This is a genomic window from Pseudomonas sp. TSRC2-2, assembly GCF_049897785.1.
Taxonomy (GTDB): Bacteria; Pseudomonadota; Gammaproteobacteria; order Pseudomonadales; family Pseudomonadaceae; genus Aquipseudomonas.
Genome location: NZ_JAFCWZ010000017.1, coordinates 1 through 14,714, shown reverse-complemented (window position 1 = coordinate 14,714; position 14,714 = coordinate 1). Strand labels below are relative to the sequence as shown.

The following is a 14,714-nucleotide window of genomic DNA, read 5'->3' as shown; positions in this document are numbered from 1 at the left end:
ATGCCTGACCGCATATCCCTGACAGCATGCGTTGCACTTCCTGTTGGAGGACGCCCGTCTCGGCAAAACCCGACGACGATGGCGTACATGTTCACCTTAGGGCCCACGTCAGCGGTGGCTTAGATCCATTTCATATGGAGCGCTCGCGAAAAGCTTTAAAAAACACATGAGGCGTATTGCCAGCTTCTTCGCCGCCCGCTGGCTAGACAACTCGGTGACCTGAACCGGTTCACCTGAGACCCGATGACCGTCCGTCTGAGCGTGTGCGTCAAGCGCTTTGAGCAATGTGGTCATTGCCTGGCAGTCTGCTCGGGGCGAAAGTGAAGAGACCATAGATCAGGTTCGAGGACGTCATGACTGAAGCTTTGATTTTCGATGCCTTACGCACCCCGCGCGGCAAAGGCAAGGCCGATGGTGCGCTGCACAGCGTTAAACCGGTCAACCTGGTGGCGGGTTTGCTGAGTGCTTTGCAGGTGCGCACCGCGCTCGATACCAGTCAGGTCGATGACGTCGTCCTCGGCTGCGTCACGCCGATTGGCGATCAAGGTTCGGACATCGCCAAAACGGCGGTGCAAGTGGCCGACTGGGACGTCAGTGTCGCCGGCGTGCAGATCAACCGTTTTTGCGCTTCAGGTCTGGAAGCCGTGAATCTCGGCGCGATGAAAGTGCGTTCAGGATTCGAGGAGCTGGTGGTGGTCGGTGGCGTCGAGTCGATGTCACGGGTGCCGATGGGCAGCGATGGCGGCGCCTGGGCCCTGGATCCGCAGACCAATTTGCACAGCCACTTCACCCCCCAAGGCGTCGGCGCCGACCTGATTGCCACCCTCGAAGGCTTCAGCCGGCAGGACGTCGATGCCTACGCCCTGCATTCGCAACAGAAAGCGGCCCGCGCGCGGGCCGACGGCTCGTTCAGCAAGTCGCTGGTGCCGGTGCAGGACCAGAACGGCATCATCCTCCTTGATCACGATGAATTCATTCGCGCCGAATCGACCCTCGAAGGCTTGGGCAAGCTCAAGCCGAGTTTCGAAATGATCGGGCAGATGGGCTTTGACGTCACGGCGTTGCGGGTCTACAGCCATGTCGAGCGGATCAACCACGTGCACACGCCAGGCAACAGTTCCGGGATCGTCGACGGCGCGGCGCTGATGCTCATCGGCTCCGAAGCCAAGGGCCGCGCGCTGGGTTTGCAGCCGCGAGCGCGCATCGTCGCCACAGCCGTTACCAGTACCGATCCGACCATCATGCTCACCGGCCCGGCGCCGGCGACGCGCAAAGCGCTGGCCAAGGCCGGACTGCGTGTGCAGGACATCGACCTGTTCGAAGTCAACGAAGCGTTTGCCTCGGTGGTGTTGAAGTTCCTCAAGGACATGGCGGTTGACCCGAACAAGGTCAACGTCAACGGCGGCTCGATTGCTATGGGCCACCCGCTGGGTGCCACCGGTTGCGCGATCCTGGGCACCCTGCTCGATGAGCTCGAAGCGCGACATCTGCGCTACGGCCTGGCGACGCTGTGTGTCGGCGGCGGCATGGGCATCGCCACCATCATCGAACGGCTCTGAGCCCCGACTTCAAGGAATTCTGTTATGAGCGAAGCCATTCGTTACGAAAAAGGCCAGGACGGTATTGTCGTGCTGACCATGGACATGCCGGGCCAGAGCGCCAACACCATGAATGCCGTGTACCGCGAGGCCATGGCCGCTTGCGTCGCTCGCCTGGCAGCGGAAAAAGACAGCATTGCCGGGGTGATCATCACTTCTGCGAAGAAAACCTTCTTTGCCGGCGGCGACCTCAATGAACTGATCAAGGTCGGCAAGCCCGAGGCCAAAGCCTTCTACGACATGGTGCTGACACTCAAGGCGCAGTTGCGCAGCCTGGAAACCCTCGGTAGGCCGGTGGTCGCGGCGATCAACGGCGCTGCGCTGGGTGGTGGTTGGGAAATTTGCCTGGCCTGTCATTACCGCATCGCCGTGGATGATGCCTCGCTGCAACTCGGTTTGCCGGAGGTGACGCTGGGGCTGTTGCCGGGCGGTGGCGGAGTCGTACGCATGGTGCGCATGCTCGGCATCGAAAAAGCCCTGCCGTATCTGCTCGAAGGCAAAAAGGTGCGCCCGCAGCAGGCGTTGCAGGCCGGGCTGATTGATGAACTGGCAGCGAATCACGATGAGCTGCTGGCCAAGGCGCGCGCCTGGATTATCGCCAACCCGGCGGCAGTGCAGCGCTGGGACGTCAAGGGTTACCAGATTCCCGGCGGGACGCCGTCTAACCCGAAAGTGGCGCAGATGCTGGCGATCGCGCCATCGATCCTGCGCGCGAAAACCCAGGGCACGCTGCCGGCGCCGGAGAAGATTCTGTGCGCGGCGGTGGAGGGCGCTCAGGTCGATTTCGACACAGCGCACCTGATTGAAACCCGCTACTTCACCGAACTGACGACCGGGCAGATCTCGAAAAACCTGATCGGCACGTTCTGGTTCCAGTTGAACGAGGTCAACGCTGGCGGTTCAAGGCCGCAAGGTTTTGCGCCTTATAAAACGCAGAAGGTGGGTGTACTTGGCGCCGGCATGATGGGCGCGGGCATCGCATTCGTCAGCGCCTCGGCCGGTATCGACGTCGTCCTCAAGGACATCAACCTCGCCGCTGCCGAGAAGGGCAAAGCGCATTGCGCGGCGCTGCTGGATAAGAAAGTCGCCCGTGGTCAAATGACTGTCGAACAGCGCGAAGCGGTGCTGGCGCGTATCGTTGCGAGCGAAAGCGATGCCGATCTGGGCGGTTGCGATCTGATCATCGAAGCGGTGTTCGAAGATCGCCAACTCAAAGCCAAGGTGTCCGCCGCCGCGCAAAAGGTAGCGGGTGGCGAAGCGGTGATCGCTTCCAATACGTCGACGCTGCCGATCACCGGTCTGGCGACGGCGGTGCCCGATCAAAGCAAATTCATCGGTCTGCATTTCTTCAGTCCGGTAGAAAAAATGCCGCTGGTGGAAATCATCAAAGGTGCGCAGACCAGCGCCGAAACTCTCGCTCGCGGTTTCGATTTCGTTCTGCAAATCAAGAAAACTCCGATCGTGGTCAACGACAGTCGCGGCTTCTTTACCTCGCGGGTGTTCGGCACGTTCACCAACGAAGGCATCGCCATGCTGGGCGAGGGCGTCAGCGCGCCAATGATCGAGACCGAAGCGCGCAAGGCCGGGATGCCGGTCGGGCCTCTGGCAATCTCCGACGAAGTTTCCCTCAGTCTGATGAGCCATATCCGTCTGCAAACGGCCAGGGACCTGCAGGCCGAGGGGCAAACGCCGATCGAGCATCCGGCCTTCGCCGTGATTGACTTGATGCTCAATGAATTCAAGCGATCAGGCAAAGCTGCCGGAGGCGGCTTTTATGAGTACCCGGCGGGAACCTCAAAGCGTCTGTGGCCCGAATTGAAGACGCGTTTCGAGAAGCCCGACGGACAGATTCCAGCGAAGGATGTGCGTGATCGTCTGTTGTTTGTGCAGGCCATCGAAACCGTGCGTTGTGTGGAGGAGGGCGTGTTGACCTCGACGGCGGATGCCAACGTCGGCTCAATCTTCGGCATTGGGTTTGCCGCATGGACCGGCGGTGCGCTGCAGTTCATCAACCAGTATGGCCTGAAGGACTTCATCGCCCGTGCGCAATATCTGGCGGAGCAATATGGCGAGCGATTTACGCCGCCAGCGCTGTTGCTGGATAAAGCGGCGAAAGGTGAAATGTTCTAAGGCAAGCGGGCATTTCGGGGCTTGCCTTGGCCTGGTGTTTCAGGGCAGGCTCTGGGGTGTTCATTATTCCCATCACCTGTCAGGTATTTTTTATGCCGTTGCGCATCTGCATTCTCGAAACCGACATCCTGCGCCCCGAGCTGATCGATCAGTATCAGGGCTATGGGCAGATGTTTCAGCGCCTGTTTTCGCAACAATCGATCGCCGCTGAGTTCACTGTCTACAACGTGGTGAAGGGCGAATACCCAAGCGACGATCAGACTTTCGATGCGTACCTGGTCACCGGCAGCAAGGCCGACTCGTTCGGTACCGATCCGTGGATTCAAACTCTCAAGACTTATCTTTTGAATCGCTACGAGCGCGGCGACAAACTGCTCGGCGTGTGCTTCGGCCATCAATTGCTGGCGTTACTGCTTGGGGGCAAGAGTGAGCGAGCATCCCAGGGGTGGGGCGTCGGCACCCACAGCTACAAGCTGGCGGCCAAGGCACCGTGGATGAGCCCGGTGCGCGAGGAGCTGACACTGTTGATCAGCCACCAGGATCAAGTGACCGAGCTACCGGAGAATGCGACGGTGATCGCCTCCAGCGATTTCTGCCCGTTCGCGGCTTATCACATCAACGATCAAGTGCTGTGCTTCCAGGGTCACCCGGAGTTCATTCACGATTACTCGCGCGCACTGCTTGAACTACGGCAGGAAGCGCTGGGTTCGCAGATCTACAGCAAGGGTGTTGCCAGCCTTGAGCAGGAGCATCACGGCGCTACGGTCGCTGAGTGGATGATGCGGTTTGTGGCGCACAAGCCGGAAGCTGCCTGACACTTGCAAGTTCCAAAGATCGCGGCGGCAGCTCCCACATCGAAATTCTGTAGGAGTTGCCGAAGGCTGCGATCTTTCTTTCCTACAACCACCCCGATCGCTTGAAGCTCGCCCACAAGCTCACACATCCCACCGCAATAAAACCCAGCACCGCAAAGTAACCGTAATGCCAGGTCAACTCCGGCATATTCTCGAAGTTCATCCCGTAAATGCCCGCCACCGCTGTCGGGAATGCCAGAATCGCCGCCCATGCCGCGAACTTGCGCTGCACCACGCTTTGCCGGGAGGCCTCAAGCAGCACACCGATCTCGATGGTCTGGCTGGCAATGTCCGCCAGCGTGCTCAGGTCTTCCATCTGCCGCGTCACGTGGATCTGCACATCGCGAAAATACGGGCGCATGTTCTTGTCGATGAACGGGAAGCTGAGCTTTTGCAGCTCTTCGCCGATTTCCACCATCGGCGCCGCATACCGACGCAAGCGCACCACGTCTCGGCGTAAACCGTGCAGCTTCTGGATGTCTCGCTCATTGAGCGCACTGCACAACACGTTGCGCTCCAGCTCATCGATCTCGGCGTGGATCGCTTCGCCTACCGGCTGATAGTTCTCGATGACGAAATCAAGCAGCGCATACAGAACGAAATCCTCGCCATGCTCCAGCAACAGTGGACGCGCTTCACAGCGTTGGCGCACATGCGCGTAAGACGCGGAGTGGCCGTTGCGCGCAGTGATGATGTAACCCCTGCCGGCGAAGATATGCGTTTCGATGAATTGCAAAACGCCGTTTTCGCGAACCGGTGAGTAGGTGACGATAAACAGAGCGTCACCAAAGGTTTCCAGTTTCGGTCGGCTGTGTTTTTCCAACGCATCTTCAATGGCCAGTTCGTGGAGATTGAACTGGCGTTGCAGGTTGGATAACTCCTGTGCGTCCGGTTCTTCCAGACCAATCCAGACAAAGTGGCCCGGTTTGGCAGCCCAGGCAGCGCCTTCGTCCAGAGAAATATTGGTGACTTTCTTACCCTCGCTGTACACCGCAGCGGCAACAACTCGACCCATGGTGGTAATTCACTTCTTCTTGGCAGATGGCAGGGGAAACAAGGCTTCAGCTTAGCCGTGTCGCTGCTTGAGAGTCAGTGAAACTTGTACAGTTCAGCTGGCAAAAGAAAACCCGCACGGGGCGGGTTTGTTTTTCACGCGGCTTGCAGTTGCCGATCCATCGACTCAATGCACTCGCGCATCTGCTCGCGGCATCGCTCGATGAGCTGGGGCATGTCATCCATGGTCAATCCGACTGTAGGAATCGCTGGCAGCGAGCGTATGAGAACGTTGCCGCTGCGCCAGCGATTCAGGCGCATGTGCTTGACGTAACTGCTCACGCACACTGGAACGATTGGCACGCCGGCAGCAATCGCCATCTGGAACGCGCCTTTCTTGAACGGCAACAACTCTTCTCCGAGGTTGCGCGTGCCTTCCGGAAATACCCAGATCGAGGTGTCTTTGTTCTGCAGGGTGTGGGTGGTCGTCAGCATCGACTGCCGCGCCTTGTGCGCATTGCCACGGTCGATCAACACATTGCCGGCCAGCCAGAACAACTGGCCAAACAAAGGCACCCACTTCAGGCTTTTCTTGCCGATACACACGGTGCGGCGCGGGACTACGTTGCCGAACACGAATAGATCGTAGTTGGATTGGTGGTTGGCGATGATTACGCAACTGTCAGGCTTGTTCATCAAGCCGTTGACCTCGGACTTGACCCGCAAACGCAAAATGCGCATTGCTGGCAGCGCGTAGAGGCGGGCGCACAGTCGGCTGTTGTCCGGGTTGAACGGGCGGCACAGTCCAAGGATCACGCCCAGTACGCCCGCCAGAATAAAGTGCAGGCCCATCAACAACATACGAAACACGAACAGCATTTTGCAGGCCCACCGGGACAAAAGGTGGCGCAGTGTACGGATGTGCACTGTTTTCGGCAATTGCTGCTATAGAGTCCGGAGATGGCCGATGTTTAAGCGCATGTTTCAGCATTGCTCGTCAGGCGCGTCCTAGAGCTTCTAGCGAATCTTCAACGCCCGCTGTAAGAAAAAGCCCGACACGAGGGTCGGGCTTTTCATTAGCACGCGGACGTTGGACGAATCAGCCCAAATGCTGTTGGTCCTGGACGATGGCATCGTCGAGGATTTCCAGCAAATGCTTGCGCACTTTGAGTTTGGTGTTCTTGTGCGCGAGCATGTTGATCTTCTTCAACTGACGCGCGGCAGCCAGAGCGGCGCCCTGTAATTCTTCTGCAGTCACGACCTTGTCGAGGAAGCCTGCGTCAACGGCACCTTTCGGATCGAACATCTCGCCATTGATTACCGAGCGATGGAAAGCCGAACGCCGCAAGCGATCACGTGCCAATTCAATACCGGCGTGGTGCATGGTCATGCCGATCTGCACTTCGTTCAGACCGATGCTGAACGGGCCGTCGACACCGATGCGGTAATCGGCGGACAACAGCAGGAAAGCGCCCTTGGCCACGGCATGTCCCGGACAGGCAACGATCACCGGGAACGGGTGAGAGAGCAGGCGACGGGCGAGTGTAGAACCGGCTGTCACCAGCGCAACGGCCTCTTTCGGCCCTGCCGTCATCACCTTCAGGTCATAACCGCCCGAGAGAATTCCCGGTTGGCCGGTAATGATCACCACGGCCCGATCCGCCACCGCCTGATCCAGCGCCGCGTTAAACGCCGCAATCACATCCGGGGAGATGGCATTTACCTTGCCGTTGTTCAGGGTCAGGGTCGCGATACCGTCTTCGAGGTGGTAGGCAATCAACTCGCTCATGACGCTATTCCTTATTAGAAAGATGGGCAGACGTTACCCACCGCCGCAAGCCAGGTAAAGCGCCGTGAATGACCTGTCAGTCACCGTTTAGCACTTCGGCCAGCGCGGCGCGCCTCTTGCCTTCTATAAAGGAAGCGCGCGGCCTACCCGAGATTGGCGGGTTTGCCATCGTGCTCACAGGCCGAACGTTGGGTGCTCTCTTAAGCGCATGAAAATTCTGAAAAAAAGTTTGCCATCAGAAAAGCTTTCGACTACATTAGCGCGCCTCGACAGACAGAAGATGTCTGCAGAGATACGGTGAAGTGTCCGAGTGGCTTAAGGAGCACGCCTGGAAAGTGTGTATACAGGAAACTGTATCGAGAGTTCGAATCTCTCCTTCACCGCCACATTCAGTAAACGCAAGCCCCTGATTTTCCTAGAGAAAGTCGGGGGTTTGTGTTTTTTGGCGTCTGGAAAAAAGTGCAATAACGAACAACTGCGACCGACGATCTGGAATGTATGGCGGCGTGCCTTTCTTTCCGAGAAGTTGTACAAAACCCTGTCACCCGTCGAAATCTCCTGCACGCCTCATTGACCCCTCGAACCGTCCCGAGTTTACTGTATGCGCATACAGTAAATTCACTATCAGGTTCGTATCATGAGCGTCACCATCCTCGGCCCTTTGTCTGGCGCGGGCGAAAAGCTTGCGCTGTATTCGTTTCGGATTCCCGCCGGTTTTCCTTCGCCGGCGGCTGATCACATTGAAAAACACATTTCGCTGGATGAGGTTTTTGATATTCGTGCGCCGCACGTTTATCTGGCGAAGATCGAAGGCGAGAGCATGCAGGACGCGGGGATATTTTGCGGTGATCTGGTGATCGTCAATCGCAGCCTGAACGCCGAGCACGGCGATATCGTGATCGCTGGGCTCAACTCCGAGCCCGTCTGCAAGCGCCTGCACATGCGCGATAACGCCATCATTCTTCTTTCAGCCAACAGTAAATATCCGCCTCGTTACGTGATGGAAGGAGATGAGCTGGTGATCTGGGGCGTGGTGACTTACAGCGTGCGCGACCATGGCAAATCGTGAGCAGGTCTTTGCGCTGATTGATTGCAACAGCTTCTATGCCAGCTGTGAGCGAGTTTTTCGACCCGATCTGGCGAAGACGCCGATTGTGGTGCTGAGCAATAACGATGGCTGCGTGATTGCGCGCAGCTACGACGCCAAGCCCTTTGTGAAAATGGGCGCGCCGTATTTTCAGATTCGTGATGATCTGCGCCGCCACGGTATCCAAGTGTTCAGCAGCAACTACGCGTTGTACGGCGACATGAGCGAGCGGGTGATGACGATCATCGAATCCATGGTGCCCGCCGTCGAGGTGTACAGCATTGATGAGGCGTTTGCCGATCTCAGCGGCATACCAGGCGACCTGACCTTGTTTGGCCGGACCATCCGCTCTGCTGTCTATAAACGCACCGGCATCCCCGTCGGCGTCGGCATCGCCCCTACGAAAACGCTGGCCAAGCTCGCCAACCACACTGCGAAACGCCTGCAGGCGCACACCGGTGGCGTGGTCGACATCTGCGATCCGGTCAAACGCGACTGGGTGCTGCGCAACACCGATGTCGGCGAAGTGTGGGGCATCGGTCGGCGCATGAAAGCTCATCTTGAGAGCATGCAGATCAGAAGCGCGATGGACCTGGCCAGGGCTGATCCGTGGACACTTCGGCGCAAGTTCAGCGTGGTGATCGAGAAGACCGCGCGCGAACTGGGCGGCACATCGTGTCTGGAACTGTCCGAAACCGAGCCGCCGAAACAGGAAATCTGCAGCAGCCGCATGTTTGGCAACCGTTTGACTACCATCGAACCGATCAAGGAAGCCGTGGCGACTTATGTACATCGAGCGGCGCAAAAGCTGCGGGCACAGAATTCACTGTGCAAAAAGATCCGCGTGAGTATCCGCACGGGCATGTTCAATCCGCAGGAGGCCAAGTACGCCAATGGCGCGCTGATTGAATTGCCTTATCCGACAAACGACGTGCGACTGTTGAGCAAGTTGGCGAGCGAGGCGATTGACCGATTGTTCCGGCCGGGTTTCAAGTACAGCAAGGCTGAGGTGTTATTGATGGATCTTCGGCAGCCCGGAGAGTTTACCGAAGACCTGTTTGCAGATTCTCAACCCCAAGCGGCGCAGAAGGTGATGGGCGTACTGGATCGAATCAATCAGCGATGGGGCCATGGAACGTTGCGCGCGGGAAGTGTGCCAGCCGATCCGGATTGGGGGATGCGGCGGGAGATGATGAGTTCGAGTTTTACGACGAAGCTGGATCAATTGTGGGTCGTTAAATGTAATTGAAGCAGCGGGTGCGACGTTTGGTGCCGCGTTACAATCGCCGCTTTCACTTCTGCAGTATAAGGACGGCTTTCATGATCATTTCCACCACTCATTCCGTCGAGGGGCGGCAGATCACGGCCTATCTGGACATTGTCAGCGCCGAGTCTGTGCAAGGCGTCAACGTGATCCGCGATATGTTCGCCGGCATGCGCGACTTCTTTGGTGGGCGGTCGCAGACGTTGGAGCGGGCTCTTAAGGAGGCCCGCATTCAGGCAACCGACGAACTGAAAGATCGAGCGCGGGCATTGCAGGCTGACGCCGTGGTCGGCGTGGATTTTGAGATCAGCATGCCGGCAGGCAAGGGCGGGATGGTCGTGGTGTTTGTCACCGGAACGGCGGTGAAGCTGCGCTGAGCTTGCCGTCAAGCCAAAGCCGATTTAGCGAGTGAGCGCTGATTGCAGCGCTTGATCCATTCGTCGGTGATCAATGCCGCTGGACGGCAAGTCCAGTAATGACCGGCTAGTCTCAAAAGCGCTGAGGGACGATATTTTCCAGGCAAAACTGTTTTGCCGGTGTCGACCCGGTTGCGTAGGGGAGAGTCTATGTCAGGTCCATTTATCGAAGATGATGGCGCAGAGTTTTCATTCAACAACTGCGTGCGCTGCGGTCAGTCGGAGTATCAGTCGGGTTTTGGCGAAGATCCGGTCAGCATCGGCAAAATCAAATCTACAGCCCCCAAAGGGCCGAAAGCGAAATTTCTGCCCAAGGTCACGGCAAGGGCCAGAAAGTGATTTCATCCTGCACCCCGTCTCTGAGCGGGGTTTTTTATGCGCAATAATGGGAGATGGAATGCAGGGCGGGCGTTGACATTAATGTCGGTTTTTTTTCACAAACTTTTCACGTTGGTCAACGTAGGGTGAAGCCATCCGTTAGAAAGCAAGTCTCCAGCCCGTCTCCCCAGCGGGCTTTTTTTTGCCCGGCATAAAACCTTTTCCCTGATCGCTGTCCAATCGACGCTGTCGCCGGCGTCGGACTTTTCTGCGCCGCGAATAGATCCCGCTCCTTTTCTTCATCCCGTTTATTTGAGGTTTTCGTCATGCGTTTAACACTGCCTGCTCTGGTTCTTGGCCTTCTGGTTGCTCAAGGTGCGATGGCTGCCGGTGATGGCACCGCTGCGCTGGGCGGTGGCCTGGGTGGCGCGCTGGGTAACGTGGTCGGTCAGAAAATGGGCGGCAGCACCGGTGCCGCCATTGGCGCTGGCGTCGCGGGCGCAGCGGGCAGTGCCGTCGCCGCACGCAAGGGCAGCCGTACCAAAGCGGCGATCGGCGGCGGTGTCGGTGCAGCCGGTGGTTCGGTGATCGGCAACAGCCTGGGCGGTCGCAACGGCGCCACCATCGGCGCGGGTCTGGGCGGTGCGGCAGGCGGCGCAGTCGGCAGCAACCTGGGCAAAGGTCACAAGCGCCACTGAGGCTGATTGCCTGTCAGAAAAAGCCCGGCTCGATGTCGGGCTTTTTCATGGCTGAACGTTTTGTCCGAAATCATCTCCAATCTGCATACGCCCCGCTTGGGCGGATTGTCCCATTTCGGGAACTGCGAGGTTCATATGCGATTGTCATTATCTGCACTGTTTTTTGGCTTGTTCGTGGCGCAAGGCGCGATGGCAGCCGGAGACGGCACCGCTGCCGTAGGCGGTGGTCTCGGCGGTGCGTTGGGTAATGTGGTTGGCGGACAACTCGGCGGCAGCACGGGCGCGGCGGTCGGCGCAGGTGTTGGCGGCGCGGCGGGCAGTGCCGTCGGCGCGAACAAACGCAACCGCACTGAAGCCGCCATTGGTGGCGGTCTGGGCGCAGCAGGCGGCTCGGTCGTCGGCAACAGCCTCGGCGGCTCCACCGGCTCCGCCATCGGCGCGGGCCTGGGCGGCGCAGCAGGCGGTGCGGTGGGTAACAATCTTGGCGACGACGACGGCGGATCTCATTCCGGCGGCCACAAGCATAAGAACAAACACAAAAATAAACATCGCTGATTGATCAACGAAAACCCGGCCTGGTGCCGGGTTTTTCGTGTCTGGCCGTCAGGCAGAGGAACGATTGGCGGCAGGGCTTTTCGAACGTCATACATCCCGCACGATCAAGAGGTTCGCCATGACTCCTGAAACCGAAGGCAAAGAAGAGAAGGGCCCGAGTGGACTGCCGTTTATCAATGACCCGGGGAATGAAGATCCGGGCTCGCTGATGGATGATGCGACAGTGCCGTTGAATGATGCGGATGAGGCGGATATGGAGTATGAGGAGGATGGGGATGAGCAGTGAGAGTGTTCGTGGTGAATGGAGATTTTAAGTATTGGTTTAAAGGGCCTGAGTCAACAGGCCCTCTTTGTGGTCGTGTTAGGTCGTTTCTTTCGAGTCGGCCCAGATATATAGATTACTTATGGCTGAAATTTTTTTGATTTTTTTTAGATTGATGTATTCGGCGAATTCTTTTTCGATAGTTTCTTCGTTGCAATACTTTCTATGCTTAGATGGTCGTTCACGAGCAAAGTTGTATAAGCGCCAAGTGTCGAATCCATTGATTTCACCATTAGGTCCATAGTCAAAATCTACGGTTTCTGTGGATAGATTGATGCGGCAGCCAATGCCGTGCAATTCATATTTAACGCCTCGAGTGACTCTCCCGCATCGCTTGATCGCCTTGGTATACCAGAGCTTTCGAATATCTCGAGTGCCAAATTTTCTTTCAAGTATCAACGTGCTGGAATCTACCGTGGAGATAAAATCATTTATCAGGGTTTCCAGAGTTTCACTTTGATCGCTCATTTTCTTCTCCGGTGCTCCAATCTGTCGAAGCCTACATTATTTGCTGACTCTAGTATATCTTCAATGCTTCTTAGAGATCCTTCGTAAGCTTTCAGATTTGTTATGAGTTTAATCGTCACATTCGTCGAAGTTTGTCGTGCAGCTGCTGCGCGGTGGTGTCCATCCAGAATATATAAACTGCCGTTATGTTCTAGAACGTCAATGGGGCGTACTGAATTGAATCCGTCACGCATTTTGTCCTTATACCCATCTACTGTCCTAGTTGAGGTCTTACCCGCGATTGCATGTACTCGTTTCAGAGTGTTTGGATCTATATTGTGAGCAATGGCCGGTAGGAGCGGCTCCCCCTCATCAACCTTAACCCCATCACTCGCCCCCGGAACCTCACACCCAGGCCTATTCGGCGGCGGGCAATTGGAGTTCAACCCCAACGGATCCACCCACCCCGTCGGATTCGGCACGTACTGGTATTGATTCAACCCACCCGCGAGCTTCACCGGGTCCGGCGTCAGATACCGCCCCAATCTCGGGTCGTAATACCGATGCCGGTTGTAGTGCAATCCGCTTTCAACATCGAAATACTGCCCCTGAAAGCGCAGCGGTTGGTCGAGGTAGTCTTCGCCGGCGAGGGTGACGGCGGCGACTTTGCCGTAGGCGTCGTATTGCGCGGACCAGACGATTTCGCCGCTGTAGTCGGTAAGTTCCTGCGGGGTGCCGAGGTGGTCGAGTTGGTAGTAGAACGGGCAGGCCTTTTTCGGGCCTTTGCCGTCGAGCATTGCCAATGGGCGGAAGGTGCCGGGTTCGTAGACGAAGCTGCGGTATTGCGTGGCGCTGCTTTCGGCGATGAGGTGCTCGCCTTGCCAGAAAAACTCGGTGACGGTGCCGTCGACGGTTTTGCGAATCCGGCGGCCGAAGGCGTCGTACTGGTAGCTGGCGGTCTGGCCATCCGGGCGGGTCAGGCTGATGAGGCGATGCTGGCAGTCGTAGCGGTATTCGGTGACGAGGGTCTGGCCGTGGCCTCGGCGTTCGCGGATCAGGTTGCCGAAGGCGTCGTAGTCGTAATGGCGATCGCCCTGCCTCAGCAGGCGGTTGCCTTTGATCTGCGCGGGGCCGGGGCGGTCCTGCGTCAGCAGGTTGCCGGCCGGGTCGTGGGCGAAGCATTCGGGCAGTTCGTCGCGTGAATGGCTGACACGAATCAGCCGGTCGAGGGCGTCGTAGCCGTAGGTGCGCTGGCCGTGGCGGCTGTCGGCGATGTGCTCGAGATTGCCGTTGGCGCTGTAGGCATAATCGCGGCGGTACAGCGAGGCGTGGCGATGGCCTACAGCGTGGGCGAGCAAGCGGCCCTGATCGTCGTAGGCATATTCGCTGAGCAGCAGACCCTGCTGACGTTGCTGCTCGCGGCCGGACTGGTAGATGTGGCGCGTGAGCGGCGTGCCGTTGAGGTCGATGGCGCTCAGCGCACCGCCCTTGGCGTAGTGATAGTCGAGTTTGCTGTTGTCCGGCAGGCGCAGGCGTTTGAGCTGACCACAAGCGTCGTAGGCGTAGCGCAAGGTGCCCCAGCCTTGGTGCTCAGTGATCAAGCGATCCTGACGGTCATACTCAAAGGCCAGCGGATGATTCTGGCCGTCATCGACGCCGATCAGCCGGCCGAGGCGATCGTAGTCGTAGCGGACTTTGATCCCGTCGGGCAGGGTTTTGACGAGCAAGCGCCCGGCGCTGTCGCGCTCGTAGCGGGTAACCAGGCTGGGGCCGAAATCACCAGACTCGGTCTTTTCCAGCAGATGGCCATTCAGGTCATAAACGTAGGCGGTGCGCCGCCCGTCAAACCCGGTTTCCTGTCGGATCAATCCGGTCGGCGTGTAATCCAGACGGTATTTTTCGCCCGATTCGTTTTCGATCTCGGTCAGCAATAACCGCGCATGGTCATAGCGATACTGCACGCGGGTGCCGTCGGGATTGATTCGCCGCGAGACCAGGTGCAGGTCGTCGTCATATTCATAGCGGGTGATGCGCCCCAGTTCATCGCGTTCGGCGGTGATCTGGCCGTAGGCGCCGTAGCTGTAGGCGCGGGTGCTTCCCGTAGGAGAAGTCGCCAGGATCAGACGGCCGGCCGCGTCCCACTGCTGATGGCTGACAACACCAAATTCGTCCTGGGTGGTAGTCCGCCGCCCCAGCGCATCGTAGGAAAAGCGCCGCACGCCACCGTCCGGCAGGGTTTCTTC

General features: G+C 58.0%; 15 protein-coding genes and 1 tRNA gene. 11 read left to right on the top strand and 5 right to left on the bottom strand.

Annotation, left to right across the window (positions count from 1 at the left end; all coding sequences use genetic code 11):
* Positions 1-353 precede the first annotated feature (353 nt).
* The 3 genes from ACP7D9_RS27850 to ACP7D9_RS27840 all read left to right on the top strand — a co-directional run bounded on the left by ACP7D9_RS27850 (position 354) and on the right by ACP7D9_RS27840 (position 4,543).
* Positions 354-1,559 (top strand): acetyl-CoA C-acetyltransferase, encoded by a 1,206-nt coding sequence (locus tag ACP7D9_RS27850; RefSeq protein WP_426160229.1) that lies wholly within the window; start codon positions 354-356, stop codon positions 1,557-1,559.
* 24 nt (positions 1,560-1,583) lie between these two features.
* The gene (locus ACP7D9_RS27845; RefSeq protein WP_426160228.1) at positions 1,584-3,728 is read left to right on the top strand and encodes a 3-hydroxyacyl-CoA dehydrogenase NAD-binding domain-containing protein; all 2,145 of its coding nucleotides are present in this window, start codon (positions 1,584-1,586) and stop codon (positions 3,726-3,728) included.
* Positions 3,729-3,820: 92 nt separating this feature from the next.
* Complete coding sequence (locus tag ACP7D9_RS27840) at positions 3,821-4,543, top strand: amidotransferase (protein ID WP_426160227.1); 723 nt, start codon at positions 3,821-3,823, stop codon at positions 4,541-4,543.
* Between the two features lie 82 nt (positions 4,544-4,625).
* Here ACP7D9_RS27840 and ACP7D9_RS27835 read toward each other — a convergent pair whose 3' ends face one another.
* The 3 genes from ACP7D9_RS27835 to ACP7D9_RS27825 all read right to left on the bottom strand — a co-directional run bounded on the left by ACP7D9_RS27835 (position 4,626) and on the right by ACP7D9_RS27825 (position 7,364).
* Positions 4,626-5,597: a magnesium and cobalt transport protein CorA gene (locus ACP7D9_RS27835; RefSeq protein ID WP_101157431.1), complete on the bottom strand. Its 972-nt coding sequence runs from the start codon at positions 5,595-5,597 to the stop codon at positions 4,626-4,628.
* A 134-nt stretch (positions 5,598-5,731) separates the two neighbouring features.
* Complete coding sequence (locus ACP7D9_RS27830; protein WP_101157429.1) at positions 5,732-6,454, bottom strand: lysophospholipid acyltransferase family protein; 723 nt, start codon at positions 6,452-6,454, stop codon at positions 5,732-5,734.
* A gap of 220 nt (positions 6,455-6,674) precedes the next feature.
* Positions 6,675-7,364 carry a crotonase/enoyl-CoA hydratase family protein gene (locus ACP7D9_RS27825; RefSeq protein ID WP_426160226.1) on the bottom strand — a complete coding sequence of 230 codons (690 nt, stop codon included), beginning with the start codon at positions 7,362-7,364 and terminating at the stop codon, positions 6,675-6,677.
* A gap of 296 nt (positions 7,365-7,660) precedes the next feature.
* Here ACP7D9_RS27825 and ACP7D9_RS27820 point away from each other — a divergent pair.
* From ACP7D9_RS27820 to ACP7D9_RS27785, 8 genes are all read left to right on the top strand, one after another.
* Positions 7,661-7,750, top strand: a tRNA-Ser gene (locus ACP7D9_RS27820).
* Between the two features lie 251 nt (positions 7,751-8,001).
* Complete coding sequence (locus ACP7D9_RS27815; protein WP_101157414.1) at positions 8,002-8,433, top strand: LexA family protein; 432 nt, start codon at positions 8,002-8,004, stop codon at positions 8,431-8,433.
* Complete coding sequence (locus ACP7D9_RS27810) at positions 8,420-9,700, top strand: Y-family DNA polymerase (RefSeq protein WP_101157412.1); 1,281 nt, start codon at positions 8,420-8,422, stop codon at positions 9,698-9,700. Before ACP7D9_RS27815 ends, ACP7D9_RS27810 begins: the two co-directional genes overlap by 14 nt.
* A 71-nt stretch (positions 9,701-9,771) precedes the next feature.
* A complete protein-coding gene (locus ACP7D9_RS27805; protein ID WP_016773801.1) occupies positions 9,772-10,092 on the top strand; it encodes a YbjQ family protein in 321 nt (106 codons plus the stop codon).
* 189 nt (positions 10,093-10,281) lie between these two features.
* Complete coding sequence (locus tag ACP7D9_RS27800; RefSeq protein ID WP_313005473.1) at positions 10,282-10,470, top strand: hypothetical protein; 189 nt, start codon at positions 10,282-10,284, stop codon at positions 10,468-10,470.
* Between the two features lie 305 nt (positions 10,471-10,775).
* Positions 10,776-11,147 (top strand): hypothetical protein, encoded by a 372-nt coding sequence (locus ACP7D9_RS27795; protein WP_016773803.1) that lies wholly within the window; start codon positions 10,776-10,778, stop codon positions 11,145-11,147.
* A gap of 135 nt (positions 11,148-11,282) precedes the next feature.
* Complete coding sequence (locus tag ACP7D9_RS27790) at positions 11,283-11,702, top strand: YMGG-like glycine zipper-containing protein (RefSeq protein ID WP_325715200.1); 420 nt, start codon at positions 11,283-11,285, stop codon at positions 11,700-11,702.
* A gap of 118 nt (positions 11,703-11,820) precedes the next feature.
* On the top strand, positions 11,821-11,988 hold the full coding sequence (locus tag ACP7D9_RS27785; RefSeq protein ID WP_016773805.1) for a hypothetical protein: 168 nt from the start codon (positions 11,821-11,823) through the stop codon (positions 11,986-11,988).
* A gap of 75 nt (positions 11,989-12,063) precedes the next feature.
* On the opposite strand, the gene ACP7D9_RS27780 is transcribed toward ACP7D9_RS27785, so the two are convergent.
* Together ACP7D9_RS27780 and ACP7D9_RS27775 are read right to left on the bottom strand one after the other, a co-directional pair.
* Entirely contained in the window at positions 12,064-12,492 is a 429-nt protein-coding gene (locus tag ACP7D9_RS27780; RefSeq protein ID WP_426160225.1) for a DUF6896 domain-containing protein, read from the bottom strand.
* Positions 12,489-14,714: RHS repeat-associated core domain-containing protein (locus ACP7D9_RS27775; protein ID WP_426160224.1), on the bottom strand; the 2,226-nt coding region annotated here is incomplete at its 5' end. The genes ACP7D9_RS27775 and ACP7D9_RS27780, both read right to left, overlap by 4 nt.

Coding starts and splice junctions, on each gene's coding strand:
- ACP7D9_RS27830 (WP_101157429.1), bottom strand. CDS start 6,454: ATGCTGTTCGTGTTTCGTATGTTGTTGATGGGCCTGCACTTTATTCTG.
- ACP7D9_RS27815 (WP_101157414.1), top strand. CDS start 8,002: ATGAGCGTCACCATCCTCGGCCCTTTGTCTGGCGCGGGCGAAAAGCTT.
- ACP7D9_RS27810 (WP_101157412.1), top strand. CDS start 8,420: ATGGCAAATCGTGAGCAGGTCTTTGCGCTGATTGATTGCAACAGCTTC.
- ACP7D9_RS27845 (WP_426160228.1), top strand. CDS start 1,584: ATGAGCGAAGCCATTCGTTACGAAAAAGGCCAGGACGGTATTGTCGTG.
- ACP7D9_RS27780 (WP_426160225.1), bottom strand. CDS start 12,492: ATGAGCGATCAAAGTGAAACTCTGGAAACCCTGATAAATGATTTTATC.
- ACP7D9_RS27835 (WP_101157431.1), bottom strand. CDS start 5,597: ATGGGTCGAGTTGTTGCCGCTGCGGTGTACAGCGAGGGTAAGAAAGTC.
- ACP7D9_RS27805 (WP_016773801.1), top strand. CDS start 9,772: ATGATCATTTCCACCACTCATTCCGTCGAGGGGCGGCAGATCACGGCC.
- ACP7D9_RS27825 (WP_426160226.1), bottom strand. CDS start 7,364: ATGAGCGAGTTGATTGCCTACCACCTCGAAGACGGTATCGCGACCCTG.
- ACP7D9_RS27800 (WP_313005473.1), top strand. CDS start 10,282: ATGTCAGGTCCATTTATCGAAGATGATGGCGCAGAGTTTTCATTCAAC.
- ACP7D9_RS27795 (WP_016773803.1), top strand. CDS start 10,776: ATGCGTTTAACACTGCCTGCTCTGGTTCTTGGCCTTCTGGTTGCTCAA.
- ACP7D9_RS27785 (WP_016773805.1), top strand. CDS start 11,821: ATGACTCCTGAAACCGAAGGCAAAGAAGAGAAGGGCCCGAGTGGACTG.
- ACP7D9_RS27840 (WP_426160227.1), top strand. CDS start 3,821: ATGCCGTTGCGCATCTGCATTCTCGAAACCGACATCCTGCGCCCCGAG.
- ACP7D9_RS27790 (WP_325715200.1), top strand. CDS start 11,283: ATGCGATTGTCATTATCTGCACTGTTTTTTGGCTTGTTCGTGGCGCAA.
- ACP7D9_RS27850 (WP_426160229.1), top strand. CDS start 354: ATGACTGAAGCTTTGATTTTCGATGCCTTACGCACCCCGCGCGGCAAA.